Source organism: Inquilinus sp. OTU3971, from assembly GCF_038440215.1.
This window is the reverse complement of the sequence record NZ_JASATH010000133.1, coordinates 1-22,632: the sequence shown is the minus strand read 5'-3', so window position 1 is coordinate 22,632 and position 22,632 is coordinate 1. Positions and strand designations below refer to the sequence as shown.

General features: G+C 67.5%; 22 protein-coding genes. 19 read left to right on the top strand and 3 right to left on the bottom strand.

Going from position 1 to position 22,632, the window contains the following annotated elements; genetic code table 11:
- Nucleotides 1–110 precede the first annotated feature (110 nt).
- Nucleotides 111–4,301, top strand: coding sequence for a DNA-directed RNA polymerase subunit beta (gene rpoB, locus AAHM41_RS27470; RefSeq protein WP_342239792.1), 4,191 nt, complete (start codon nucleotides 111–113; stop codon nucleotides 4,299–4,301).
- An 81-nt stretch (nucleotides 4,302–4,382) separates the two neighbouring features.
- Entirely contained in the window at nucleotides 4,383–8,708 is a 4,326-nt protein-coding gene (gene rpoC, locus AAHM41_RS27465; protein WP_342239791.1) for a DNA-directed RNA polymerase subunit beta', read from the top strand.
- 71 nt (nucleotides 8,709–8,779) lie between these two features.
- Here rpoC and AAHM41_RS27460 read toward each other — a convergent pair whose 3' ends face one another.
- Nucleotides 8,780–9,109, bottom strand: coding sequence for a hypothetical protein (locus AAHM41_RS27460; protein WP_342239790.1), 330 nt, complete (start codon nucleotides 9,107–9,109; stop codon nucleotides 8,780–8,782).
- Between the two features lie 168 nt (nucleotides 9,110–9,277).
- On the opposite strand from AAHM41_RS27460, the gene AAHM41_RS27455 reads away from it, so the two are divergent.
- The 3 genes from AAHM41_RS27455 to AAHM41_RS27445 all read left to right on the top strand — a co-directional run bounded on the left by AAHM41_RS27455 (nucleotide 9,278) and on the right by AAHM41_RS27445 (nucleotide 10,201).
- The gene (locus AAHM41_RS27455; RefSeq protein WP_342239789.1) at nucleotides 9,278–9,544 is read left to right on the top strand and encodes a hypothetical protein; all 267 of its coding nucleotides are present in this window, start codon (nucleotides 9,278–9,280) and stop codon (nucleotides 9,542–9,544) included.
- Nucleotides 9,541–9,978, top strand: a complete 438-nt coding sequence (locus AAHM41_RS27450) for a glycosyltransferase (protein ID WP_342239788.1) — start codon at nucleotides 9,541–9,543, stop codon at nucleotides 9,976–9,978. Before AAHM41_RS27455 ends, AAHM41_RS27450 begins: the two co-directional genes overlap by 4 nt.
- 73 nt (nucleotides 9,979–10,051) lie before the next feature.
- A complete protein-coding gene (locus AAHM41_RS27445; RefSeq protein WP_342239787.1) occupies nucleotides 10,052–10,201 on the top strand; it encodes a hypothetical protein in 150 nt (49 codons plus the stop codon).
- Nucleotides 10,202–10,213: 12 nt separating this feature from the next.
- Here the strand turns inward: AAHM41_RS27445 and AAHM41_RS27440 are convergent, their stop codons facing one another.
- Nucleotides 10,214–10,588 (bottom strand): hypothetical protein, encoded by a 375-nt coding sequence (locus tag AAHM41_RS27440; RefSeq protein ID WP_342239786.1) that lies wholly within the window; start codon nucleotides 10,586–10,588, stop codon nucleotides 10,214–10,216.
- A 75-nt stretch (nucleotides 10,589–10,663) separates the two neighbouring features.
- The gene (locus tag AAHM41_RS27435; RefSeq protein WP_342239785.1) at nucleotides 10,664–11,290 is read right to left on the bottom strand and encodes a 2OG-Fe(II) oxygenase; all 627 of its coding nucleotides are present in this window, start codon (nucleotides 11,288–11,290) and stop codon (nucleotides 10,664–10,666) included.
- Between the two features lie 165 nt (nucleotides 11,291–11,455).
- Here AAHM41_RS27435 and AAHM41_RS27430 point away from each other — a divergent pair, with 165 nt between their 5' ends.
- The 14 genes from AAHM41_RS27430 to rpsC form a co-directional block, all read left to right on the top strand.
- Entirely contained in the window at nucleotides 11,456–12,538 is a 1,083-nt protein-coding gene (locus tag AAHM41_RS27430; protein ID WP_342239784.1) for a glycosyltransferase family 4 protein, read from the top strand.
- A 49-nt stretch (nucleotides 12,539–12,587) separates the two neighbouring features.
- Complete coding sequence (gene sigJ / locus AAHM41_RS27425) at nucleotides 12,588–13,517, top strand: RNA polymerase sigma factor SigJ (protein WP_342239793.1); 930 nt, start codon at nucleotides 12,588–12,590, stop codon at nucleotides 13,515–13,517.
- 315 nt (nucleotides 13,518–13,832) lie between these two features.
- Complete coding sequence (rpsL, locus tag AAHM41_RS27420; RefSeq protein WP_026873043.1) at nucleotides 13,833–14,204, top strand: 30S ribosomal protein S12; 372 nt, start codon at nucleotides 13,833–13,835, stop codon at nucleotides 14,202–14,204.
- Between the two features lie 11 nt (nucleotides 14,205–14,215).
- A complete protein-coding gene (gene rpsG, locus AAHM41_RS27415) occupies nucleotides 14,216–14,686 on the top strand; it encodes a 30S ribosomal protein S7 (RefSeq protein ID WP_342239783.1) in 471 nt (156 codons plus the stop codon).
- A 27-nt stretch (nucleotides 14,687–14,713) separates the two neighbouring features.
- The gene (fusA, locus tag AAHM41_RS27410) at nucleotides 14,714–16,789 is read left to right on the top strand and encodes an elongation factor G (protein ID WP_342239782.1); all 2,076 of its coding nucleotides are present in this window, start codon (nucleotides 14,714–14,716) and stop codon (nucleotides 16,787–16,789) included.
- Between the two features lie 29 nt (nucleotides 16,790–16,818).
- Nucleotides 16,819–18,009 carry an elongation factor Tu gene (gene tuf / locus AAHM41_RS27405; RefSeq protein ID WP_342239781.1) on the top strand — a complete coding sequence of 397 codons (1,191 nt, stop codon included), beginning with the start codon at nucleotides 16,819–16,821 and terminating at the stop codon, nucleotides 18,007–18,009.
- Nucleotides 18,010–18,349: 340 nt separating this feature from the next.
- The gene (rpsJ, locus tag AAHM41_RS27400) at nucleotides 18,350–18,658 is read left to right on the top strand and encodes a 30S ribosomal protein S10 (protein ID WP_026873858.1); all 309 of its coding nucleotides are present in this window, start codon (nucleotides 18,350–18,352) and stop codon (nucleotides 18,656–18,658) included.
- 10 nt (nucleotides 18,659–18,668) lie between these two features.
- Nucleotides 18,669–19,418, top strand: coding sequence for a 50S ribosomal protein L3 (rplC, locus tag AAHM41_RS27395; RefSeq protein WP_342239780.1), 750 nt, complete (start codon nucleotides 18,669–18,671; stop codon nucleotides 19,416–19,418).
- Between the two features lie 3 nt (nucleotides 19,419–19,421).
- On the top strand, nucleotides 19,422–20,042 hold the full coding sequence (gene rplD / locus AAHM41_RS27390; protein WP_342239779.1) for a 50S ribosomal protein L4: 621 nt from the start codon (nucleotides 19,422–19,424) through the stop codon (nucleotides 20,040–20,042).
- Complete coding sequence (locus tag AAHM41_RS27385) at nucleotides 20,039–20,365, top strand: 50S ribosomal protein L23 (RefSeq protein ID WP_342239778.1); 327 nt, start codon at nucleotides 20,039–20,041, stop codon at nucleotides 20,363–20,365. Before rplD ends, AAHM41_RS27385 begins: the two co-directional genes overlap by 4 nt.
- A 4-nt stretch (nucleotides 20,366–20,369) precedes the next feature.
- Nucleotides 20,370–21,194, top strand: coding sequence for a 50S ribosomal protein L2 (gene rplB, locus AAHM41_RS27380; RefSeq protein ID WP_342239777.1), 825 nt, complete (start codon nucleotides 20,370–20,372; stop codon nucleotides 21,192–21,194).
- Nucleotides 21,195–21,206: 12 nt separating this feature from the next.
- Nucleotides 21,207–21,485 carry a 30S ribosomal protein S19 gene (gene rpsS / locus AAHM41_RS27375; RefSeq protein WP_342239776.1) on the top strand — a complete coding sequence of 93 codons (279 nt, stop codon included), beginning with the start codon at nucleotides 21,207–21,209 and terminating at the stop codon, nucleotides 21,483–21,485.
- A 3-nt stretch (nucleotides 21,486–21,488) separates the two neighbouring features.
- Nucleotides 21,489–21,869: a 50S ribosomal protein L22 gene (gene rplV, locus AAHM41_RS27370; protein WP_342239775.1), complete on the top strand. Its 381-nt coding sequence runs from the start codon at nucleotides 21,489–21,491 to the stop codon at nucleotides 21,867–21,869.
- Nucleotides 21,869–22,632, top strand: a 764-nt coding sequence (gene rpsC, locus AAHM41_RS27365; protein WP_342239774.1) for a 30S ribosomal protein S3, incomplete at its 3' end; no start/stop codon positions are given. The genes rplV and rpsC, both read left to right, overlap by 1 nt.

Here is a 22,632-nt window from a genome sequence, read left to right as displayed (position 1 = left end):
GGGGTTTTTTTGGGTTTGGCGCCGGGCCCCGCCCCCCCCCCGGGCCCCCCCCGCGAACGGGCGTTTGTGTTCCGTACCTGTTCGGCATTTGTTGGAAACGAGGGGCTCACATGGCTCAGACCTTCACCGGCCGTAAGCGCGTCCGCAAGAGTTTCGGGCGGATCCCCGAGGTCGCCCAAATGCCAAACCTGATCGAGGTGCAGCGCAGCTCCTACGATCAGTTCCTGCAGATGAACGTGAAGCCGGCGGCCCGGGCCGTGGTCGGCCTGCAGGAGGTGTTCCGGTCGGTGTTCCCGATCAAGGACTTCTCTGAACGCGCCGAGCTCGATTTTGTTTCCTACGAGCTCGAGGAGCCGAAATACGACGTCGAGGAGTGCCAGCAGCGGGGCATGACCTTCGCCGCGCCGCTCAAGGTGACGCTGCGCCTGACCGTGTTCGATGTCGAGGAGGATACGGGCCTGCGCTCGATCCGCGACATCAAGGAGCAGGACGTCTACATGGGCGACATGCCGCTCATGACGGCGAACGGCACCTTCATCATCAACGGCACCGAGCGCGTCATCGTCTCGCAGATGCACCGCAGCCCGGGCGTGTTCTTCGACCACGACCGCGGCAAGACCCATTCCTCGGGCAAGTACCTGTTCGCCGCCCGTGTCATCCCCTATCGCGGCTCCTGGCTCGACTTCGAGTTCGACGCCAAGGACCACCTCTATGTCCGCATCGACCGCCGCCGCAAGCTGCCGACCACGACGCTGCTGATGGCGCTGGATTCGGCCGAGACCGCCGCGCTGCGCCAGGCGCGGGCGAAGGAAGGCCGCGGCCTGCAGCCCTATGAGGCGCAGGGCATGAGCCGGGAGGAGATCCTCGGCTTCTTCTACGACAGCGTCGCCTATACGCGCGCCAAGGACGGCTGGAAGACTGCCTTCGACGGCGAGCGCCTGAAGGGCGTCAAGCTGACGGCCGACCTGGTCGACGCCGCCTCGGGCGAGGTGGTGGCCCAGACCGACACCAAGATGACGCCGCGCGTCATCAAGAAGCTGGTCGAGCAGGGCGTCACCGAGATCCTGGTCCCGGCCGAGGACCTGGCCGGCCGCTACCTGGCCGGCGACGTGATCGACGAGCAGACCGGCGAGGTCTTCTTCGAGGCCGGCGACGAGGTCACCCAGGCCGTCCTCGACCTGTTCGAGGAGAAGGGCTTCGACACCCTGACCGTGCTCGCCATCGACCATGTCAATGTCGGCCCGTATCTGCGCAGCACCCTGGCGATCGACCGCAACGCCAGCCGCGAGGACGCGCTGATCGACATCTACCGGGTCATGCGCCCGGGCGAGCCGCCGACGCTGGAGAGCGCCGAGGCGCTGTTCAACGGCCTGTTCTTCGACCAGGAGCGCTACGACCTCTCGGCCGTCGGCCGGGTGAAGATGAACGCGCGCCTGGGCTTCGAGACCGACGACCAGCTCCGCGTCCTGCGCAAGACCGACATCCTCGAGATCCTCAAGATCCTGGTCGAGCTGAAGGACGGCCGCGGCGAGATCGACGACATCGACAACCTCGGCAACCGCCGCGTCCGCTCGGTCGGCGAGCTGATGGAGAACCAGTACCGCGTCGGCCTGCTGCGCATGGAGCGCGCGATCCGCGAGCGCATGTCGTCCGTCGATATCGACACGATCATGCCGCACGACCTGATCAACGCGAAGCCGGCGGCGGCGGCGGTGCGGGAGTTCTTCGGCTCCTCGCAGCTCAGCCAGTTCATGGACCAGACCAACCCGCTGTCCGAGATCACGCACAAGCGGCGCCTCTCGGCCCTCGGGCCGGGCGGTCTGACCCGCGAGCGTGCCGGCTTCGAGGTGCGCGACGTGCACCCGACCCATTACGGCCGGATCTGCCCGATCGAGACGCCGGAAGGCCCGAACATCGGCCTGATCAACTCGCTCGCCACCTACGCCCGGGTGAACAAGTACGGCTTCATCGAGAGCCCGTATCGCCGCATGGTCGACGGCCGCGTCAGCAACGAGGTCATCTACCTCTCGGCGATGGAGGAGAGCCGCTACACCATCGCCCAGGCGAATGCCGAGCTGGACGGCGAGGGCCGCTTCGTCGGCGACCTGGTGTCGTGCCGGCAGGGCGGCGACTACATCATGTCGAAGCCGGAATCGATCGACCTGGTCGACGTCTCGCCGAAGCAGATCGTCTCGGTGGCCGCGGCACTGATCCCGTTCCTCGAGAACGACGACGCCAACCGCGCGCTGATGGGCTCGAACATGCAGCGCCAGGCGGTGCCGCTGGTGCGCGCCGACGCGCCGCTGGTCGGCACCGGCATGGAGGGCACGGTCGCCCGTGACTCGGGCGTCACCATCGTCGCCCGCCGCGCCGGCGTGATCGACACGGTCGACGCCACCCGCGTCGTGGTGCGGGTGACCGACACCGAAGGCGCGGTCTCGACCGTCGACATCTACAACCTGCTGAAGTTCCAGCGCTCGAATCAGAGCACCTGCATCACCCAGCGGCCGCTGGTGAAGGTCGGCGACCGCGTGGCCAAGGGCGACATCATCGCCGACGGCCCGTCGACCGAGCTCGGCGAGCTCGCGCTCGGCCGCAACGTGCTCGTCGCGTTCATGCCCTGGAACGGCTACAACTTCGAGGACTCGATCCTCATCTCCGAGCGCATCGTCAAGGACGACGTCTTCACCTCGATCCACATCGAGGAATTCGAGGTGATGGCGCGCGACACCAAGCTCGGCCAGGAGGAGATCACCCGCGACATCCCGAATGTCGGTGAAGAGGCGCTGCGCCATCTCGACGAGGCGGGCATCGTCTACATCGGCGCCGAGGTGAAGCCGGGCGACATCCTGGTCGGCAAGGTCACGCCGAAGGGCGAGAGCCCGATGACGCCGGAGGAGAAGCTGCTCCGCGCCATCTTCGGCGAGAAGGCGTCCGACGTCCGCGACACCTCGCTGCGCCTGCCGCCGGGCGTCACCGGCACGATCGTCGAGGTGCGGGTGTTCTCGCGCCGCGGCGTCGACAAGGACGAGCGCGCCCTGGCGATCGAGCGGGCCGAGATCGAGCGGCTGGCCAAGGACCGCGACAGCGAGCGCGCGATCCTGGAGCGCAGCTTCTTCGCCCGGCTGAAGGAGCTGCTGCTCGGGCAGACCTCGGTCTCCGGTCCGAAGGGCTTCGCCACCGGCGGCGAGATCGCCGAGGCGCAGCTGAAGGACTTCAGCCGCGGCCAGTGGCGCCAGATCACCATCGCCGACGAGGCGCGCATGGCCGATATCGAGGCCATGGGCCGTCACTTCGACGACCAGGTGAAGGCGCTCGAGGCCCGGTTCGACAACAAGGTCGAGAAGCTGCAGCGCGGTGACGAGCTGCCGCCCGGCGTGATGAAGATGGTCAAGATCTTCGTCGCGGTGAAGCGCAAGCTGCAGCCCGGCGACAAGATGGCCGGCCGGCACGGCAACAAGGGCGTGGTGTCCAAGATCATGCCGATCGAGGACATGCCGTATCTCGAGGACGGCACCCATGTCGACCTGGTGCTGAACCCGCTCGGCGTGCCCAGCCGCATGAATGTCGGCCAGATCCTGGAGACCCATCTCGGCTGGGCCGCGGCCGGCATCGGCCGCCAGATCGGCGAGATCGTCGACCAGTACCAGGCCCAGGCCCGGCGCGGCGAGGACACCGGCAAGTCGGTGAAGGCGCTGCAGGGCAAGCTGCAGGACGTCTACGGCACCGGCCAGTACGACGAGGACATCCAGGACATGTCCACGGACGAGATGGTCGAGATGGCCGGCAACCTGCGCAAGGGCGTGCCGATGGCGACGCCGGTGTTCGACGGCGCCCGCGAGGACGACATCGTCCACATGCTGGAGAAGGCCGGCCTGGCCTCCTCGGGCCAGGTCACGCTGCAGGACGGCCGCACCGGCGAGCAGTTCGCCCGCAAGGTGACCGTCGGCTACATCTACATGCTGAAGCTGCATCACCTGGTGGACGACAAGATCCACGCCCGGTCGATCGGCCCGTACAGCCTGGTCACCCAGCAGCCGCTGGGCGGCAAGGCCCAGTTCGGCGGCCAGCGCTTCGGCGAAATGGAGGTGTGGGCGCTCGAGGCGTACGGCGCGGCGTACACGCTGCAGGAGATGCTGACGGTGAAGTCGGACGACGTGTCCGGCCGCACCAAGGTCTACGAGGCGATCGTCCGCGGCGACGACAACTTCGAGGCCGGCATCCCCGAATCCTTCAACGTTCTGATGAAGGAGCTGCGGTCGCTGGGCCTCAATGTCGAGCTCGAGCAGCGCAGCTTCTGATCCGTTTCCGGCGGCCGGTCCGACAGGATCGGCCGTCGTTGAACCCTATACGTCCGTCCCTACCCCCGGGGGAGCAGGTACATGAACGAGTTGATGAATCTCGTCGGCCAGGTCTCGACGCCGCAGAGCTTCGACCAGATCAAGATCCAGATCGCCAGCCCGGAGCGCATCCGCTCCTGGTCCTATGGCGAGATCAAGAAGCCCGAGACGATCAACTACCGGACCTTCAAGCCGGAGCGGGACGGCCTGTTCTGCGCCCGGATCTTCGGTCCGATCAAGGATTACGAGTGCTTGTGCGGCAAGTACAAGCGCATGAAGTATCGCGGCATCATCTGCGAGAAATGCGGCGTCGAGGTCACGCTGTCGAAGGTCCGGCGCGAGCGCATGGGCCATATCGAGCTGGCCTCGCCGGTGGCGCATATCTGGTTCCTGAAGTCGCTGCCGTCGCGCATCGGCCTGATGGTCGACATGACGCTGAAGGATCTCGAGAAGGTCCTGTACTTCGAGAGCTTCGTGGTGGTCGAGCCCGGGCTGACCGCGCTGAAGAAGAACCAGCTCCTCACCGAGGACGAGTATCTTCGCGCCCAGGACGAGTACGGCGAGGACGCCTTCACCGCCAAGATCGGCGCCGAGGCCCTCAAGGGCATGCTCTCGGGCATGGACCTCGAGGAGCAGCGGGTGCAGGTCCGCGAGGAGCTGCGCGAGACCGGCTCCGAGGCCAAGCGCAAGAAGCTGGTCAAGCGGCTGAAGCTGATCGACGCCTTCCTCGAATCCGGCTCGCATCCGGAGTGGATGGTGCTCGACGTCGTTCCGGTGATCCCGCCGGAGCTGCGCCCGCTCGTCCCCCTGGACGGCGGCCGCTTCGCCACGTCCGACCTGAATGACCTGTATCGCCGCGTCATCAACCGCAACAACCGCCTGAAGCGGCTGATCGAGCTGCGCGCGCCCGACATCATCGTGCGCAACGAGAAGCGCATGCTGCAGGAGGCGGTCGACGCGCTGTTCGACAACGGCCGCCGCGGCCGTGTCATCACCGGCGCCAACAAGCGCCCGCTGAAGTCGATCAGCGACATGCTGAAGGGCAAGCAGGGCCGGTTCCGCCAGAACCTGCTCGGCAAGCGCGTCGACTATTCGGGCCGTTCGGTCATCGTCGTCGGGCCGGAGCTGAAGCTCCACCAGTGCGGCCTGCCGAAGAAGATGGCGCTCGAGCTGTTCAAGCCGTTCATCTACCACAAGCTTGAACTGTACGGCATGGCGTCCACCATCAAGGCCGCGAAGCGGATGGTGGAGAAGGAGCGGCCGGAGGTCTGGGACATCCTCGAGGAGGTCATCCGCGAGCACCCGGTCCTGCTGAACCGCGCCCCGACGCTGCACCGCCTGGGCATCCAGGCGTTCGAGCCGACCCTGATCGAGGGCAAGGCGATCCAGCTGCACCCGCTGGTCTGCACCGCCTTCAACGCCGATTTCGACGGCGATCAGATGGCCGTGCACGTGCCGCTCGCGCTCGAGGCCCAGCTCGAGGCCCGCGTGCTGATGATGTCGACCAACAACATCCTCAGCCCGGCCAACGGCAAGCCGATCATCGTGCCGTCGCAGGACATCGTCCTCGGCATCTACTACCTGTCGATGGAGCGCAACGACAAGCTCGGCCCGGCGCTGTCGATCGACGGGATCGAGGCGCTGACCTCCGCGATCACCAACGACGACATCATCCTGCAGAACCCGGCCAAGCCGGCGGACGTGGTCGACGCCACCGACATCAAGGCGGTGTTCGAGAAGCTGAAGTCGGGCAAGCTGACGGCTCACCAGATCCCCCGTTTCGCCTCGATCGGCGAGATGGAGCAGGCGATGGCGGCCGGCGTGATCGGCATGCACAGCCGGATCAAGACCCGGTTCAAGACGGTCGACGAGACCGGCCAGGAGATCATCCAGCGCGTCACCACCACGCCGGGCCGGATGCTGCTGTCCGAGATCCTGCCGCGGCACCCGGCGGTGCCGTTCAGCCAAGTCAACCGGCTGCTGACGAAGAAGGACGTCACCAACGTCATCGACATCGTCTACCGCCACTGCGGCCAGAAGGAGACGGTGATCTTCTGCGACCGGCTGATGGGCCTGGGCTTCGCCCATGCCTGCCGCGCCGGCATCTCCTTCGGCAAGGATGACATGGTCATCCCGAAGGCGAAGGAAGAGCTGATCGCCAAGGCGACGCAGCTGGTGAAGGAGTACGAGAACCAGTATCTCGACGGCCTGATCACCCGCGGCGAGAAGTACAACAAGGTGGTCGACGTGTGGTCGAACACCACCGACGAGGTGGCGCGTGAGATGATGGCCGAGATCCAGGCCACGCTCACCGACCCGACCCGGCAGGTGAACTCGGTCTACATGATGGCCCATTCCGGCGCCCGCGGTTCGGCGGCGCAGATCCGGCAGCTCGCCGGCATGCGCGGCCTGATGGCGAAGCCGGACGGGTCGATCATCGAGACGCCGATCATCTCGAACTTCAAGGAAGGCCTGACCGTTCTCGAGTACTTCAACTCGACGCACGGCGCCCGCAAGGGCCTGGCCGACACCGCCTTGAAGACCGCCAACTCCGGCTACCTCACCCGCCGCCTGGTCGACGTCGCCCAGGATTGCGTGGTGATCGAGGAGGATTGCGGCACCAAGAACGGCATCACCACCGGCGCCGTGATCGACGGCGGCGAGGTGATCGTGCCGCTGGGTGAGCGCATCCTCGGCCGCTGCGCCGGCGAAGCGGTGCTGCATCCGCTGACCGGCGAGGTCGTGGTCCAGCAGGGCGAGCTGATCGACGAGGCGCTGGTCGAGGCGGTCGAGGTGGCCGGCATCGACCGGGTGCTGATCCGGTCGGCCCTGACCTGCGAGACCAAGGGCGGCATCTGCGGCAAGTGCTACGGCCGCGACCTGGCCCGCGGCACCACGGTGAACATCGGCGAGGCCGTCGGCGTCATCGCGGCGCAGTCGATCGGCGAGCCGGGCACCCAGCTGACGATGCGGACCTTCCACATCGGCGGCGCGGCCCAGCGCGGTGCCGAGGCGTCGGCGATCGAGGCGGCGTTCGACGCCAAGGTCCAGATCAAGAACCGCAACGTGGTGAAGAACGGCCAGGGCGTCCTGGTGGTGATGAGCCGGAACTGCGAGCTGCAGCTCGTCGACGGGCAGGGCCGCGAAAAGGCGCGCCACCGTCTGCCCTACGGCGCCAAGCTGCTGGTCGATGACGGCGAGAAGATCGAGCGCGGCCGCAAGATGGCCGAGTGGGATCCGTACACCATGCCGATCATCACCGAGAAGGCGGGCACGGCGACCTATATGGACCTGGTCGAAGGCGTCTCGATGCGCGAGGTCGTCGACGAGCAGACCGGCATCTCGGCCAAGGTGGTGGTCGACTGGCGGCAGCAGCCGCGCGGCGACCAGCTGAAGCCCCGCATCGTCCTGCGCGACGAGAAGGGCGAGGTCATCCGCCTGCCGAACGGCCTGGAGGCGCGCTACTTCCTCTCGGTCGACGCCATCCTGCAGGTCGAGAACGGCGCGCAGGTGCAGGCCGGCGACGTCATGGCCCGTATCCCGCGCGAAGGCTCGAAGACGCGTGACATCACCGGTGGTCTGCCGCGTGTCGCCGAGCTGTTCGAGGCCCGCAAGCCGAAGGACTACGCCATCATCTCGGACCTCGATGGCCGGGTCGAGTTCGGCAAGGACTACAAGACCAAGCGGCGCATCGTCGTGCGGAACGAGGAGTCGGGCGACGAGCGCGAATACCTCATTCCGAAGGGCAAGCACATCTCGGTGCAGGAAGGCGACTACGTCCTCAAGGGCGACCAGCTGCTGGACGGCAACCCGGTGCCGCACGACATCCTGTCGGTGCTCGGGGTCGAGGCGCTGGCGGACTACCTGGTCAATGAGATCCAGGACGTCTACCGGCTGCAGGGCGTGAAGATCAACGACAAGCACATCGAGGTGATCGTCCGCCAGATGCTGCAGAAGGTCGAGATCACGGAGGTGGGCGACACCACCCTGCTGATCGGCGACCAGATCGACCGCGAGGACTTCGAGGAAGAGAACGAGAAGACGATCCGCGAGAACCTGCGGCCGGCCAAGGGCGTCTCGGTGCTCCAGGGCATCACCAAGGCCTCGCTGCAGACCAAGTCGTTCATTTCGGCGGCCTCGTTCCAGGAGACCACCCGCGTCCTCACCGAGGCGGCGGTCTCCGGCAAGGTCGACGACCTGGCCGGCCTCAAGGAGAACGTCATCGTCGGCCGCCTGATCCCGGCGGGCACCGGCTCGGTGGTCAACCGCCTGCGGCAGATCGCCGGCGAGCGCGACCGCGTGGCCCGGTTGCAGCACGAGGAGCAGGACGGCGAGCCGGCCCTGCCGTCGGGCGAAGCTGCCGCCTGATCCGGGGCTGGCTCCGAACCAAACCCCCTCCGGTCCTGCCGGAGGGGGGTCTTTGCCCGGAGGCGGGTGGCCTAATCGCAGCGCGTCAGCTCGACCAGCGGCTCCCGGTACGGCGATGTCCATTGCTGGGCGAGATAGGCATAGCGCTCGGGCCAGAGCTCCCGCATGAAGAACCCATCCTCCATCAGCCGGGACTGGACCTCGGATTTCCAGAACCGGAAGCACAGCTCCGGCGGGATCCGCTCGATCACCAGGTGGAAGACGTCCGTGATCCAGAGGTGGACGCCGACAGGCGCGGCCCGAAACAGGCGTTTCAGATCCTCCGGCCCCAGCTGAGGCCCGATCCGTCCCGGCGCCTCGACCCCCAGGTCGCGGCATGCCTGCTCGATGGTCTGGTGCATAGCTTGATGCTCCAACTCGGTCAGCGACCGTAGCGCCAGCTCCGTGCCGAAGCCATATCTCCTCCCTTGCTGTCATGCCCGGGCTCGTCCCGGGGAATCCAGAGTCTGTCGAAACCCACTGGATTGCCGGGTCAGGCCCGGCAATGACAGAGAAGGGCGGGGAGTGCCATGCGCGTCCTGTTCAGCTTTGCCGGCGGCAGCGGGCATTTCCTGCCGCTGGTGCCGCTCGCCGTGGCGGTGCGGGCGGCCGGGCACGACGTCGCCTTCGCCGGCCAGCCGGCGATGACCGAAGCGGTCAAGGCCGCCGGCTTCGCCGCCTTCGCCACCGGCGGGGAGACGCTGCGCCTGGCCCCGGTCCGGACGCCGCTGCTCGCCTTCGACGCGGCGCGCGAGGACCGGGCGGTGCGCGACGGCTTCGCCGGCCGGGTGGCGTGATCGGGGCGCTGGCGCATGGCGTGCCGATGGTCCTGCTGCCGATCGGGGCGGACCAGCCGGCGAACGCCGAACGCTGCGCCGCGCTTGGCGTCGCCCGGGTGCTCGACCCGGTCGGCTGCTCGCCAGAGGCGGTGCGCGAGGCCACGCGGGCGGTGCTGGCCGATCCGGCCTATCGGTCGGCGGCTGAGCGCATGGCGCAGGAGATCGCCGCCATGCCCGACCCGGCGGAGGCAGTGCCGCTGCTGGAGCGTCTGCCGCCGGGACCACGGAATTGCCGCAAATCGGCGATAGCCGTTGAAGCTGCCGGGCTGGGATCGGGCGGTGCGGGAGGGGCGAATGCGGAAGCGATGGATCCTGGGGCTCGGCGTGCTTATGGCGCTCTCGGGGGCCCTCACGGCCGGGACCGCGTCGGCGCCGCGGCAGGTCGAGTATGATTCGACAGGCCGCCTGATCGGATGCGAGCGCCAGGACGGTAAGCGCACTGTCCACTACGACTCCGCAGGTCGGATGACGGGGTATGACCGGCAGGACAGCTCCCGCGTCGTCCGCCACGATTCCGTCGGCCGCACGCTCGGCTATGACCGCCAACAGGGCAACCGGACGATCCACTACGATTCGACTGGGCGCATCATCGGCAGCAGCGACAAAGAGGACTGAGGGCCGCGGGCCTCAGCTGGCCCTCGGCAGCACTGCGCCGTCGCGGGCGTAAACGAGGGCGATGCGGCAGGACGAGGGCTCGAACTGCACCACGACGCTGCCGCCGCCGGCCATCTTGAGCCAGGCTTGGCGCTGCAGGTTTCGCCGCGTCCCCCCACTGCGCCGCCCGCTCGTCGCCGCCGGCGCCAGGTCGTAGTCGGTGATCCGGTCGGCGGCGATCCCGGCCGCGGTCAGCGCCCCGGCGATCCGATCGCTGCAGGCGTTGCCGCCGGACAGCTGCCGCAGCTTCGCCGCCACTGCCGGGTCGGGCGCGGCCTCGGGCGGTGCCGCGGCAATGCAGCCAGTCAGGATGAAGCCGGCGACGACAAGGGTGCGGATCGGATGCATGGCCGTGTCCCTTCGGTCGGAGGGGCCGGCCGCCGGCCTGTGCCCTGATGCGATATGGGGTTCAGGCCGCTTCGCTCAATGCTTCTTGCCGAAGGAGAACAGCTTCTTCAAGAAGCTGGACTGGCCGTGGCGCTTGCGCTTGCGGGCGATCGCCTCCTCGTTGACGCACCAGGCGATCTGCAGCACCCGGCGTTCGCCCTTGAACGGCAGGTGGCCGTGCCAGGAGTGGTCGGAGCGCTGGAAGGCCAGGAAGTTGCCGAAGGTCGGCGCCACTTCCCGGGCATCCGGGCCGTTGATGTCCTGGCTGGTCAGGATGCGCAGGCAGCCCTCGTTCGACGCCCATTCCTGGTTCAGATAGACCAGCGCGGTGACGATCTTGTCCGCCCCGTCGGTGTGCGGCCGCCCGGCCGCCGCCTCGGACCATTTCCGCACCGTCACCAGGGTCGGCTTCGACGCCAGGTCGAGGCCGAACTTGGCGCCGAGCATGGTGGCGAATTCCCGGCTGGTGACGTCCGACACCAGCTCCTTGAACGCGGCGCCGGCCGGGTACTCGTCCGGCGGCACGAAGCCGGTGATCGGGATGTCGGGAAAGTCCTTCTCCAGCTCGGCGCGGCGCGCCTCCGGCAGTACATCCCCGGAAATCACATGCGGGAACGGCGTCCGGTCCACCGCCGCCTGTTCGAGCACATCGTAGCGAAGCATCACACCGTTCTCCTGCAGCGCGGCCCGACCCCTCGGCCGGCCACGCGATCTCGGGGCGGAGAATAGGCCCGGGGCCGGCTGCGATCAACTCGCAGCGCGGTCGCAGGCCAGGAGAACCCTGGTATCAGGCGTCATGGATCGCCATAAAGGCGCCCGGAGGTATCCATGGGTTCCATCGTCATCGTCCTGCCGCGCAAGATGAAGTTCGGCGCCGTCGGCGCCAGCCCGGTCGATCTCTATGCGCGCGACACCGTCACCTTCAGCCGCTACGCGCAGGATATCGTCGTGGTCGGGCAGGATGCGGGCGAGCCGTTCCCCGGCATCCGCTTCCATCCGATCCCGCTGCAGGAGGGGGAGCCGCACCGCCGCTGGATGAAGCGGGCGCTGCCGCAGATCGCGGCGCTGAACCCGTCGCTGATCGAGGTCCATGCCCACCGGGTGACCGCCTCGGCCCTGGCCCGGGCGCTGCCGCGGGTGCCGCTCCTGTACTTCCGGCACAACTTCATCCGCTTCCACAAGGGGCTGTTGTGGCGGCTGCACTACCGCGCCGCCGTGTCGCGCTTCGCCGGCTTCGTCTTCGTGTCCGAGGCGCTGCGCCGACATTTCCAGGCGCACGCGCCCTGGTTCAAGGGCACGCTCGACGTGGTCTATAACGGCCTCGACATGGACACGCCGGCGCCGCCGCCGGAGGCCAAGGAGAACATCATCATCCAGGTCGGGCGGGTGATCCCGGACAAGGGGCCCCTGGAATTCGCCCGGGCGATGAAGCCGGTGCTGGCGGCGCATCCGGACTGGCGTGCGGTGATGATCGGCCGCGGCCGCGACCCGGCCTTCGTCGAGCAGGTCAAGGCCACCCTGGCCGAGGCCGGCGACCGGGCGCAGTTCCTGCCCTTCATGCCGCATGACGAGGTCATGGGCTGGGTCCGCAGAGCGGCCATCGCCTCGGTGCCCTCGGTCTATGAGGAGCCGTTCGGCCGCACCGCGCTGGAGGCGCTGACCTGGGGCGCCGCGCTGATCTGCTCCGGCACCGGCGGCCTGCGCGAGATCACCGGCGACACCGCGGTCACCCTGCCGAAGGTGACGGCCGAGGCCATCCAGGTGGCGGCCGAGGCCCTGATCGGCGACCCGGCGCTGCGCCGCCGGCTGCAGCTCGAGGGGCCCGCCCGGGCCCGGGCCCGATTCGACGCCCGCAGCATCGTCGCCGGGCTCGACGAGGTTCGCGCCCGCCATCTGGCCGCCAGGGTGTAAGCTGGGCCGGTCCCAACGTCACATCCCAGGAGGCTGTTCCGTCTTGTCCGTGTCGCCCTTCGCCCCCGAGACGCAGATGGATCACGCCCATGCCCGCTCCGACGCCGCGGATTTCGAAGCCAGCCGCAGGGTCCTGTGGGGCCTGGCCTACCGCATGCTCGGCTCGCGCGCCGATGCCGAGGACGCGGTGCAGGAGACCTGGCTGCGCTGGCAGGCGGCCGACCGCGGCGCCATCGACAACGCCCGGGCCTGGCTGGTCACCGCCTGCACCCGGCTGTGCATCGACCAGCTCCGCTCGGCCCGGCACCGGCGCGAGACCTATGTCGGCCCCTGGCTGCCGGAGCCGCTGGTGAGCGAGACCGCCCCTTCCGCCGCGGAGGAGCTGGAGCGCAGCGAGACGCTGACCACCGCCTTCCTGCTGCTGCTGGAGAAGCTGACCCCGGTCGAGCGCGCCGCCTATCTGCTGCAGCACGTCTTCGGCCTGGAGCACGCCGCCGTGGCGGCGGCGCTCGACCGCAGCGATGCCGCCACCCGGCAGCTGGTCAGCCGCGCCCGGCGCAAGCTGGAGGGCAGCGGCCTCGCCGCCGAGCCGGTGCCGCAGCCGCAGCACGAGGCGATGCTGACCGCCTTCCACGACGCGCTGCGCTCCGGCGACCTGGCGCAGCTGACCGCGCTGCTGACCCGGGACGCCCGGCTCTACAGCGACGGCGGCGGCAAGGTGCGGGCGGCGATGAACGTGATCGAGGGCAGCGAGCGGGTGGCCCAGTTCCTGCACGGCGTCTGGCGCAAGTTCGGCCGCGAATTCACCTATCTGCCGCGCTGGATCAACGGCCAGCAGGGCTATGTGGTGATGGACGGCGACCAGCTGGTGGGCACCATCGACCTCGCCGTCGGGCCCGAGGGCATCACGGGCGTGTTCTGGACCCGCAACCCCGACAAGCTGGGCTCGGTTTCGCTGCCGGGGCAGGGCGGCGCCTGATCGTTCCGGAGGCGATCGATGCGGCTTGACGGGGCATAGGTGCATCCGTATAGTCCGCGCGCTTTTCCGGGAGCCGGCTGTAACCCGTTTTGCGACGGGTTAGACGCGCTTTCCGCAGAGACAGACGACCGCGGATGCATCTGGGATGCGGCCGCGACAAGCGAAGGACTCCGGTTGGCCCCGCAGGCGTGGGCGCCTCGGGGTCCTGTATCGTTTGCGTCATCCTTCTCTCGGAATGGGTGTCAGGACAGTGGGACCCGGACGGGTGGGCCGCTTTGCCGGGCCGTTTTTGTCGAAGAACCAAGAAGGGCAGATATGCCGACGATCAATCAGTTGATCCGTAAGCCGCGCCAGCCGCAGCGGGCGCGCAACAAGGTGCCGGCTCTCCAGGCCTGCCCGCAGAAGCGTGGCGTTTGCACCCGTGTCTACACCACGACCCCGAAGAAGCCGAACTCGGCGCTTCGTAAGGTGGCGCGCGTGCGCCTCACCAACGGGTTCGAGGTCACCAGCTACATTCCGGGTGAGGGCCACAACCTGCAGGAGCACTCGGTCGTCATGATCCGCGGCGGCCGCGTCAAGGATTTGCCGGGCGTGCGCTACCACATCATTCGCGGCACGCTCGATACGCAGGGTGTCAAGGATCGTCGCCAGCGCCGGTCGAAGTACGGCGCGAAGCGTCCGAAGTAAGGAGGTCACATATGTCCCGTCGCCATCGCGCCGAGAAGCGTGAAATCCTGCCGGACCCGAAATTCGGCGATGTCATCCTGTCGAAGTTCATGAACAACCTCATGTACGACGGCAAGAAGTCGACCACCGAGACGATCGTCTACGACGCCCTCGACAAGCTGCAGAGCCGCACCAAGGCCGACCCGATCGTGGCCTTCCACGAGGCGCTCGCCAATGTGCGGCCGCATGTCGAGGTCCGCTCCCGCCGGGTCGGCGGCGCCACCTACCAGGTGCCGGTCGAAGTTCGCGCCGAGCGTGGCCAGGCCCTGGCCATCCGCTGGCTGATCGCGGCCGCGCGCAAGCGCTCCGAGACCACCATGGTCGACCGCCTCTCGAACGAGCTGATGGACGCCGCCAACCAGCGCGGCGCCGCGGTGAAGAAGCGCGAAGACACGCACAAGATGGCGGACGCCAACAAGGCGTTCTCGCACTACCGCTGGTAACCCAGCCTCCGGCCCGAGAGACTGATCATGCCGCGTAGCCACGCGATCGAGAAATACCGCAACATCGGCATCATGGCGCACATCGATGCCGGTAAGACGACCACGACCGAGCGAATCCTCTACTACACCGGAAAGTCGTACAAGATCGGCGAAGTGCATGAAGGCACGGCGACGATGGACTGGATGGAGCAGGAGCAGGAGCGCGGCATCACCATCACCTCGGCTGCGACCACCGCTTTCTGGCGCGACTATCGCGTCAACATCATCGACACGCCGGGCCACGTCGACTTCACCATCGAGGTCGAGCGGTCCCTGCGCGTGCTCGATGGTGCGGTGACGGTGTTCGATTCGGTGGCGGGCGTCGAGCCGCAGTCCGAGACCGTCTGGCGCCAGGCCGACAAGTACAAGGTTCCGCGGATCTGCTTCGTCAACAAGATGGATCGGATCGGCGCGAACTTCTATCGCTGCGTCGACATGATCAAGGACCGGCTGGGCGCGGTGCCCCTGGTGCTGAACATGCCGATCGGCGTCGAGAGCGACTATGCCGGCATCGTCGACCTGGTCGAGAACCGGGCGGTGATCTGGGAGGACGACAGCCTCGGTGCCAGCTTCCACTTCGCCGAGATCCCGGCCGACCTGCAGGAGAAGGCAGCCGAGCTGCGCCAGACCCTGCTCGACACCGCGGTCGAGATGGACGACACGGTGATGGAGGCCTATCTCGAGGGCACCGAGCCGACTCCGGACCAGCTGCGCTCCTGCATCCGCAAGGGCACGCTGGCGTTCAAGTTCGTGCCGGTGCTCTGCGGCTCCGCCTTCAAGAACAAGGGCGTGCAGACCCTGCTTGACGCCGTGGTCGACTTCCTGCCGTCGCCGCTCGACGTCGCCGAGGTCCAGGGCCACAAGATCGATTCGGACGAGGTCGATACCCGGCCGACCAATGACGAGGCGCCGTTCTCGGCTCTCGCCTTCAAGATCATGACCGACCCGTTCGTCGGTTCGCTGACCTTTGCCCGCATCTATTCGGGCACGCTCCTCGCCGGGTCCTACGTCCAGAACTCGGTCAAGAGCCAGAAGGAGCGGGTGGGCCGCATGCTGCTGATGCATGCGAACAACCGCGAGGAGATCAAGGAGGCCAGCGCCGGCGACATCGTCGCGCTGGTCGGCCTCAAGAACACCACGACGGGCGACACGCTGTGCGATCCGGCCAAGCCGATCGTGCTTGAGCGCATGGAGTTCCCGGAGCCGGTCATCGAGGTCGCGGTCGAGCCGAAGTCGAAGGCCGACCAGGAGAAGATGTCGACCGCGCTGCAGCGCCTGGCGCAGGAGGATCCGTCCTTCCGCGTCGCCGTGGATCCTGAGAGCGGCCAGACCGTGATCAAGGGGATGGGCGAGCTCCATCTCGAGATCCTGGTCGACCGCATGAAGCGCGAGTTCAAGGTCGACGCCAATGTCGGCGCGCCGCAGGTGGCCTATCGCGAGACCATCACCCAGCGGGCCGAGATCGACTACACCCACAAGAAGCAAACCGGCGGTTCCGGTCAGTTCGCGCGGGTCAAGCTGGTGTTCGAGCCGCTGCCGGCCGGGTCCGGCTACCAGTTCGAAAGCTCGGTCATCGGCGGCACCGTGCCTCGGGAATACATCCCGGGCGTCGAGAAGGGCCTGAACTCGGCCAAGGACACCGGTGTGATCGCCGGCTTCCCGGTGATCGACTTCAAGGCGACCCTGATCGACGGCGCCTACCACGACGTCGACTCCTCGGTGCTGGCGTTCGAAATCGCCTCCCGCGCGGCGTTCCGCGAGGGCATTCCGAAGGCTCGTCCGGCGCTGCTCGAGCCGATCATGAAGGTCGAGGTGGTGACGCCCGAGGACTACATGGGCGATGTCATCGGCGACCTGAACAGCCGTCGCGGCCAGATTCAGGGCATGGACAGCCGCGGCAACGCCCAGGTCATCGCGGCGATGGTGCCGCTGGCCAACATGTTCGGCTACGTCAACACCCTGCGGTCGATGTCTCAGGGCCGCGCCCAGTATTCGATGCACTTCGATCACTACGAGCAAGTGCCCCAGGCGATCGCCGACGAAGTCCGCGCCAAGCTGGCTTGATGCGCGCTTAAGAAGAACGGAGAGAGAGAATGGCGAAGGCGAAGTTTGAGCGGACGAAGCCGCACTGCAACATCGGGACGATTGGTCACGTGGACCATGGGAAGACGTCGCTGACGGCGGCGATCACGAAGGTGTTGGCGGAGACGGGCGGGGCGACGTTCACGGCGTACGACCAGATCGACAAGGCGCCGGAAGAGAAGGCGCGCGGGATCACGATCTCGACGGCACATGTGGAGTATGAGACGGCGAACCGTCACTACGCGCATGTGGACTGCCCGGGCCACGCCGACTACGTGAAGAACATGATCACGGGCGCGGCGCAGATGGACGGTGCGATCCTGGTGGTGTCGGCGGCGGACGGGCCGATGCCGCAGACCCGGGAGCACATCCTGCTGGCGCGTCAGGTCGGCGTTCCGGCGCTGGTGGTGTTCCTGAACAAGGTCGACATGGTCGACGATCCGGAGCTCCTGGAGCTGGTGGAGCTCGAGGTCCGCGAGCTGCTGTCGAGCTACGACTTCCCTGGCGACGACATTCCGATCGTGCCGGGCTCGGCGCTGGTGGCGCTGGAGGACGGCGAGAAGAAGCTGGGGCACGACGCGATCCTGGAGCTGATGGCGAAGGTGGACGCGTACATCCCGCAGCCGGAGCGTCCGAAGGACAAGCCGTTCCTGATGCCGATCGAGGACGTGTTCTCGATCTCGGGCCGCGGCACGGTGGTGACGGGTCGTGTCGAGCGCGGCGTGGTGAAGGTGGGTGAGGAGATCGAGATCGTCGGGCTGAAGCCGACGGTGAAGACGACCTGCACCGGCGTCGAGATGTTCCGCAAGCTGCTCGATCAGGGCGAGGCGGGCGACAATATCGGCGCGCTGCTGCGCGGCACCAAGCGCGAGGAGGTCGAGCGCGGCCAGGTTCTGGCCAAGCCGGGCTCGATCACGCCGCACACCGAGTTCAAGGCCGAGGCGTACATCCTGACGAAGGAAGAGGGCGGCCGTCACACGCCGTTCTTCACCAACTACCGTCCGCAGTTCTACTTCCGGACGACGGATGTGACCGGCGTGGTGGAGCTGCCGGAAGGCACCGAGATGGTGATGCCGGGCGACAACATCTCGATGAAGGTCACGCTGATCGCGCCGATCGCCATGGATGAGGGCCTGCGCTTCGCCATCCGCGAAGGCGGCCGCACCGTCGGCGCCGGCGTCGTCGCCTCCATCATCAAGTGATGATGGCTTGAGGATCATGGGTTCGGGGGCCTCGGCTCCCGGCCCGTGAAGGACCAAGGACCGTACCTCCGTTCCCCGCCGCAAGGCGGCACGGAAAGGGCGGCCCGGGATGAGAGGGGCGACGGGCGACGAGCCCTGAGCTTCGCGCATGGCGGGCCCGATCACGAAAGCGTCACAACCGGCATTCCGGGCGTGACATTCGGGGCGGGCTCGGTTATGAAACGCGCCTCACCCGAGCCCCCTCGCGGCTTGGGTGAGTTTTTTTTTGGACTGTTCGCGACGTGGGGGCCGGAATGAGCCGGTTTTCCACCTCTCGGCAAGAACACTCGGATACAGAACGATGGACAGTCAGAACATCCGTATCCGCCTCAAGGCGTTCGATCATCGCGTGCTCGACCAGTCGACCAGCGAGATCGTCAACACCGCGAAGCGGACCGGTGCTCGGGTGCGCGGGCCGATCCCGCTGCCGACGAACATCGAGCGCTACACCGTCAACCGCTCGCCGCATGTCGACAAGAAGTCGCGCGAGCAGTTTGAGATCCGCACCCACAAGCGTCTGCTCGACATCGTCGACCCGACGCCGCAGACCGTCGATGCTCTGATGAAGCTCGACCTTGCGGCCGGTGTCGATGTCGAGATCAAGCTCTGAGGCGGTGACGATGCGCTCCGGATTGATCGCCCAGAAGCTGGGCATGACACGAATTTTCGACGCCGATGGCCAGCACATCCCGGTCACGGTCCTCAAGCTCGACGGCGTCCAGGTCGTCGCGGTGAAGACCGAGGAGACCGACGGCTACACCGCGGTGCAGCTCGGTGCCGGCAAGGCCAAGGTCAAGAACGTCTCCAAGGCGGTTCGCGGCCACTACGCCAAGGCCGAGGTCGAGCCGAAGAAGAAGCTGGTCGAGTTCCGCGTCAGCACCGATGCGCTGCTGACCGTGGGTGACGAGCTGACTGCCGACCATTTCGTGGCCGGCCAGGTCGTCGACGTCACCGGCACTTCGATCGGCAAGGGCTACGCCGGCGTCATGAAGCGCTGGAACTTCGGTGGCCTGCGCGCCTCGCACGGCGTGTCCGTCTCGCACCGGTCGCATGGTTCGACCGGCCAGCGGCAGGACCCCGGCAAGGTCTTCAAGAACAAGAAGATGGCCGGCCATCTCGGTGCCGAGCGGGTGACGGTGCAGAACCTCACCGTCGTCACCACCGATGTCGAGCGCGGCCTGATCATGGTCAAGGGTGCGGTCCCGGGTGCCGAGGGCGGCTGGGTGCTGATCCGCGACGCGGCCAAGCGGCCGGCGCCGAAGGACGTCCCGTTCCCGGGTGCGGTCCGCAAGGCTGCCGCCGAGACGGCTGTTGTCGAGGCCGGGGCTGTTGAAGCTCCTGCGGCCGACACCGCCGGTCAGGAGGGTTAAGCGATGAAGATCGCCGTCAAGACGTTCGACAACACCAGCGCCGGTGAGATCGATCTCGACGATTCCGTGTTCGGTCTCGAGGTCCGCACCGATCTGCTCTTCCGCATGGTGAACTGGCAGCTGGCCAAGCGCCGCTCCGGCAACCACAAGACCAAGGGCATCAGCGAGATCAGCGGCACGACCAAGAAGCCCTACAAGCAGAAGGGCACGGGTCACGCCCGCCAGGGTTCGACGCGGTCGCCGCAGTTCCGCGGCGGCGCCCGGATCTTCGGGCCGGTCGTCCGCAGCCATGCGCACGACCTGCCGAAGAAGGTCCGCAAGCTGGCCCTGCGCCACGCGCTGTCCTCCAAGGCGGCCGATGGCAAGCTGGTCGTGGTCGATGCGGTCGTGGCCGACAGCCACAAGACCAAGGGCCTCGCCGCCAAGCTGACCGCGCTGGGTCTCGACTCCGCGCTGATCCTGGCCGGCGAGCAGATCGACACGAACTTCGCCCTCGCCGCGCGGAACCTGCCGTTCATCGACGTTCTGCCCAGCCAGGGCGCCAACGTCTACGACATCCTGCGCCGTGACACCCTCGTGTTGTCGCGCCAGGCGGTCGAGCAGCTCGAGGCCCGCCTGAAATGATCCGCTCTCGCAAGAAGAAGGCCGAGGCCAACGTCACCCCGCGGATGTACGACATCATCCGCGCGCCGGTGATCACCGAGAAGGCGACGCTCGCCGCCGGCCACAACCAGGTCGTGTTCAAGGTGCCGCTCGACGCCACCAAGCCCGAGATCCGCAGCGCGGTCGAGGGCGTGTTCGGCGTCAAGGTCACCGCGGTGAACACGCTGATCGCCAAGGGCAAGACCAAGCGTTTCCGGGGTCTCCCGGGCAAGCGCTCGGATGTGAAGAAGGCCGTCGTGACGCTCGCCGAAGGGCAGCAGATCGACGTGACCACGGGGGTTTGATCCGATGGCCTTGAAGACATTCAATCCCATCACCCCGGGCCTGCGCCAGCTGGTCCAGGTGGATCGCTCGGGCCTGTGGAAGGGCAAGCCGGTCAAGACCCTGACCGAAGGCCTGACCAAGAAGGGTGGCCGCAACAACACCGGCCGCATCACCGCCTTCCATCAGGGCGGCGGGCACAAGCGCACCTACCGGATCATCGACTTCAAGCGCCGCAAGCTTGGCGTCGTCGGCACGGTGGAGCGTCTGGAGTACGATCCGAACCGGACCGCCTTCATCGCCCTCGTCACCTATGAGGACGGCGAGCAGGCCTATATCCTGGCGCCGCAGCGCCTGGCTGCGGGCGACAAGGTCGTCTCCGGCGAGAAGGTCGACATCAAGCCGGGCAACGCCATGCCGCTGCGCAGCATGCCGGTCGGCACGATCGTCCACAATGTCGAGCTGAAGGCCGGCAAGGGCGGCCAGCTGGCGCGCTCCGCCGGCACCTACGCCCAGCTCGTCGGCCGCGACATGGGCTATGCCCAGCTGAAGCTGGCCTCGGGCGAGCTGCGCATCGTGCGCGGCGAGTGCTTCGCCACCGTCGGCGCGGTCTCGAACCCGGACCAGTCGAACGTCTCGATCGGCAAGGCCGGCCGCAACCGCTGGCTCGGCAAGAAGCCGGTCACCCGCGGCGTCGCCATGAACCCGGTCGACCATCCGCATGGTGGTGGTGAAGGCCGCACCTCGGGCGGCCGTCATCCGGTCACCCCGTGGGGCAAGCCGACCAAGGGCCGCAAGACCCGCAGCAACAAGGCGACGGATAAGCTCATTATCCGCCGTCGCAAGAAGTAAGGGAGAGCGACGGTGGCACGCTCCGTTTGGAAGGGCCCGTTCGTCGACGGCTATCTGCTCAAGAAGGCAGACAAGTCGCGCTCGTCGGGCCGGAACGAGATCATCAAGATCTGGTCGCGTCGCTCGACCATCCTGCCGCAGTTCGTCGGCCTGACCTTCGGTGTCTACAACGGGCAGAAGTTCCTGCCGGTGGTGGTCAACGAGAACATGGTCGGGCACAAGTTCGGCGAGTTCTCGCCGACGCGGACGTACTACGGCCACGCGTCGGACAAGAAGTCGAAGAGGAAGTAAGCGATGGGACAGGAGAAGAACCCCCCTCGCCTTGCGGAGAATGAGGCGCGCGCGTTCGCCAAGACGCTGCGCACCAGCCCCCGCAAGCTGAACCTCGTCGCTCAGTCGATCCGAGGCAAGGATGCGGCCAAGGCGCTGGCCGAGCTCACTTTCTCGCGCCGGCGCATCGCCGACGACGTGAAGAAGGTGCTGCAGTCGGCGATCGCCAATGCCGAGAACAATCATCAGCTGGACGTCGATCGGCTCTACGTGGCCGAGGCCTATGTCGGGCGGCAGATCGTCATGAAGCGGTTCCATGCCCGCGCCCGCGGTCGTGCGTCCCGCATCGAGAAGCTCTGGTCGAACCTCACGGTCATCGTCCGCGAGCGGCGGGAGACGGCGTAATGGGTCAGAAAGTCAATCCGATCGGCCTGCGGGTCGGCATCAACCGGACCTGGGATTCGCGCTGGTTCGCGACCAAGGACTATGCCGGCCTGCTGCACGCCGATCTCAAGATCCGCGAGTTCCTCGAGAAGCGTCTGGCCCAGGCGGGCATCAGCCGCATCGTCATCGAGCGGCCGGCGAAGAAGGCGCGCGTCACGGTCTACACCGCCCGTCCGGGCGTGGTGATCGGCAAGAAGGGCGCCGACATCGAGAAGCTCCGTCAGGAGCTGGCGAAGATGGCCGGCAGCGAGGTCAGCCTGAACATCGTCGAGATCCGCAAGCCGGAGATCGACGCCAAGCTGGTCGCCGAGAACATCGCCAGCCAGCTGGAGCGCCGCGTCGCGTTCCGCCGTGCCATGAAGCGCGCGGTGCAGAACGCGATGCGCCTGGGCGCCCAGGGCATCCGGATCAACTGCGGCGGCCGCCTCGGCGGCGCCGAGATCGCCCGTACCGAGTGGTACCGCGAGGGCCGCGTGCCCCTGCACACGCTGCGCGCCGATGTCGACTACGGCACGGCGACGGCGAAGACCACCTACGGCACCTGCGGCGTCAAGGTCTGGGTGTTCAAGGGCGAGATTCTCGCCCATGACCCGATGGCCCAGGACAAGCGGGCCGCCGAGGCCGCCGCCGGCCCGTCTTCGGCCCGGCCGGAGCGTGGCGATCGTCGTGACGACCGTCGTGGGGGGGGGGGGGGGGGGGGGGGGGGGGGGGGGGGGGGGGGGGG

Excerpts from the sequence above, each read along its gene's own strand:
- rpoB (WP_342239792.1), top strand. The coding sequence starts at position 111 with ATGGCTCAGACCTTCACCGGCCGTAAGCGCGTCCGCAAGAGTTTCGGG.
- rpoC (WP_342239791.1), top strand. The coding sequence starts at position 4,383 with ATGAACGAGTTGATGAATCTCGTCGGCCAGGTCTCGACGCCGCAGAGC.
- AAHM41_RS27460 (WP_342239790.1), bottom strand. The coding sequence starts at position 9,109 with ATGCACCAGACCATCGAGCAGGCATGCCGCGACCTGGGGGTCGAGGCG.
- AAHM41_RS27455 (WP_342239789.1), top strand. The coding sequence starts at position 9,278 with ATGCGCGTCCTGTTCAGCTTTGCCGGCGGCAGCGGGCATTTCCTGCCG.
- AAHM41_RS27445 (WP_342239787.1), top strand. The coding sequence starts at position 10,052 with ATGACGGGGTATGACCGGCAGGACAGCTCCCGCGTCGTCCGCCACGAT.
- AAHM41_RS27440 (WP_342239786.1), bottom strand. The coding sequence starts at position 10,588 with ATGCATCCGATCCGCACCCTTGTCGTCGCCGGCTTCATCCTGACTGGC.
- AAHM41_RS27435 (WP_342239785.1), bottom strand. The coding sequence starts at position 11,290 with ATGCTTCGCTACGATGTGCTCGAACAGGCGGCGGTGGACCGGACGCCG.
- AAHM41_RS27430 (WP_342239784.1), top strand. The coding sequence starts at position 11,456 with ATGGGTTCCATCGTCATCGTCCTGCCGCGCAAGATGAAGTTCGGCGCC.
- rpsL (WP_026873043.1), top strand. The coding sequence starts at position 13,833 with ATGCCGACGATCAATCAGTTGATCCGTAAGCCGCGCCAGCCGCAGCGG.
- rpsG (WP_342239783.1), top strand. The coding sequence starts at position 14,216 with ATGTCCCGTCGCCATCGCGCCGAGAAGCGTGAAATCCTGCCGGACCCG.
- fusA (WP_342239782.1), top strand. The coding sequence starts at position 14,714 with ATGCCGCGTAGCCACGCGATCGAGAAATACCGCAACATCGGCATCATG.
- tuf (WP_342239781.1), top strand. The coding sequence starts at position 16,819 with ATGGCGAAGGCGAAGTTTGAGCGGACGAAGCCGCACTGCAACATCGGG.
- rpsJ (WP_026873858.1), top strand. The coding sequence starts at position 18,350 with ATGGACAGTCAGAACATCCGTATCCGCCTCAAGGCGTTCGATCATCGC.
- rplC (WP_342239780.1), top strand. The coding sequence starts at position 18,669 with ATGCGCTCCGGATTGATCGCCCAGAAGCTGGGCATGACACGAATTTTC.
- rplD (WP_342239779.1), top strand. The coding sequence starts at position 19,422 with ATGAAGATCGCCGTCAAGACGTTCGACAACACCAGCGCCGGTGAGATC.
- AAHM41_RS27385 (WP_342239778.1), top strand. The coding sequence starts at position 20,039 with ATGATCCGCTCTCGCAAGAAGAAGGCCGAGGCCAACGTCACCCCGCGG.
- rplB (WP_342239777.1), top strand. The coding sequence starts at position 20,370 with ATGGCCTTGAAGACATTCAATCCCATCACCCCGGGCCTGCGCCAGCTG.
- rplV (WP_342239775.1), top strand. The coding sequence starts at position 21,489 with ATGGGACAGGAGAAGAACCCCCCTCGCCTTGCGGAGAATGAGGCGCGC.